The sequence below is a fragment of the Bradyrhizobium genomosp. I (2014) genome (assembly GCF_000261685.1).
GTDB lineage: Bacteria > Pseudomonadota > Alphaproteobacteria > Rhizobiales > Xanthobacteraceae > Bradyrhizobium.
This window is the reverse complement of sequence record NZ_AJQE01000470.1, coordinates 1-1,789: the sequence shown is the minus strand read 5'-3', so window position 1 is coordinate 1,789 and position 1,789 is coordinate 1. Positions and strand designations below refer to the sequence as shown.

The 1,789-nt window shown below is 63.3% G+C and carries 2 protein-coding genes; both read right to left on the bottom strand.

The window, feature by feature from the left end; all coding sequences use genetic code 11:
• The coding region (locus IC50_RS38050) for a flagellin N-terminal helical domain-containing protein (RefSeq protein WP_035716783.1) at window positions 1-552 on the bottom strand (552 nt) is incomplete at its 3' end.
• Window positions 553-878: 326 nt separating this feature from the next.
• Window positions 879-1,789: flagellin (locus IC50_RS38045; RefSeq protein ID WP_035716782.1), on the bottom strand; the 911-nt coding region annotated here is incomplete at its 5' end.

Sequence of the window (1,789 nt, the reverse complement as noted above, 5' to 3'; positions counted from 1 at the left end):
GGTGCCGGTCAGGTTGGTCGTACCGTCCGCCGCCTTCACCGCAGATGCGGCCGGAGTGGTGTAGGTGCCCTGGGCCGCGCTGCCCAGCAAAGTGGATGACGTCGCAGCGGTCGTGCCACCGGCCGCGCCGGTGTAAAGCACGTTGCTCGATGCGGTGGCGCTGGCAAAGGAGGTCGTGCCGCGCAGGTCGGCGGCGGTGGCGCCCGCGATCGTGGTGGAGACGTTGGACTTGGTGGAGTAGCCGACCGTGGTCTGCAGCGCCTGGTTGGCGATCGACTTGGCGCTGTCGATCAGCTTCTGCAGCGAGGTCAGGCCGGTATTGGCAGCCTGCAGCACCTGCACGCCGTTGGCGATACCATCGAGCAGGTTGTTGATGTCGCTGGCGCGGTTGTCGAGCGACTGTGCGGTGAAGAAGTTGGTCGGATTGTCCAGAGCCGAGTTGACGCTCTTGCCGGTCGACAGACGGTTCTGTGTGGTGGCGAGGAGATCGGCGGTGGACTGGAGAGAGAGCAGGTTCTGGCGAACCGACGCAGAGAGAACGATACCGGACATGACTCTTACCCTTCTGGCTTACGCGTCTTCGTTCGATCGCTTCAGATCGAGTGACGGGCACAGCCTGCGCGGACATGGCTAACAAAGGGTGAAACGAACATCGCCAGCATAAGCGCCGGTTCACCATAAGCGCCTGGAAGGCGCGCAGAGCATCGACGATTGGCCTGAAATCATTGGCGTTTCTCTGCGATTACGCTCCATTAACCATAACCGCCGGTTACTTTTCCGGAGTGTCGCCTGTCCCCGCGAAACGTCGAGCGACGATGAAAAAAGGCGGCGGGGCCGAAGCCCCGCCGCCGGATCTTGCTTGCGATGTCGTCCGCGACTTAGCGGAGCAGCTGGAGCACGCTCTGCTGCGACTGGTTGGCCAGCGACAGCGCGGAGACCGCGATCGACTGACGGGTCGACAGCGCCTGGCTGTTGGCGGCCTCGACGTTGGTGTCGGCCAGGGTCAGGTTGGACGAGCCGGTCTGCAGCACGTTGATCAGGTTCTTGTTGAAGTCCTGACGAACCTGCACGATGGTCAGGTTCGAGCCCAGAGCCGAAGCTTCCGAACGCAGCGTGCTCGATGCGGCGTTCAGGTTGGTCAGCACCTTGTTGGTGGCAGCGTTGTCGATGAAGTCGACGCCGCTGGTCAGCGCAGCAAGGCCCAGACCCTTGGAGTTGTAGGTCACGCCGGTGATGCTCAGGCTCGACTTGGCGGTCTCGTCGAACACCAGCTTGAGCTGGTCGCCGTTCAGGAGGTTGACACCGTTGAACGAGGAGTCCTGTGCGGTCGAGTCGATCTGCTGGAGGATGTTGTTGTACTGAGACACCAGGTTGGCACGAGCCGTCTGCGCAACCGTATCCTGGACGGGAGTGGAAGCCGTCGAGAAGGTCAAGGCTGAAGTGAGCGTGCCGCCGATCGCACCACCCGCGGCGCTCGAACCGATGGTCGAGGACGCGTAGTCGTTGGTGGTCGAGATCGTCAGCAGGCCGTTGGCATCGATCGTTGCAGACAGGTTGTTGGCCTGCAGCTTCGAATTGAGCTGATCGAGCGTCTTGACCGTGCCGTTGGTGCCGTCGCCGAAGGTGACGTCGCCCGCCGTGCCGCCGTTGAAGGAGGAGAAGGTCAGGGTCTTGCCGCTGATGCCGCCGATGCCGGAGGTGCGGGCCGCCGTGAATGCGGTGGCGCTGCCGGTGTTGCCGGCAAGGCCGAGCGTGGCCAGCGCATTGCCGGTGCCGGTGATCGACAGGT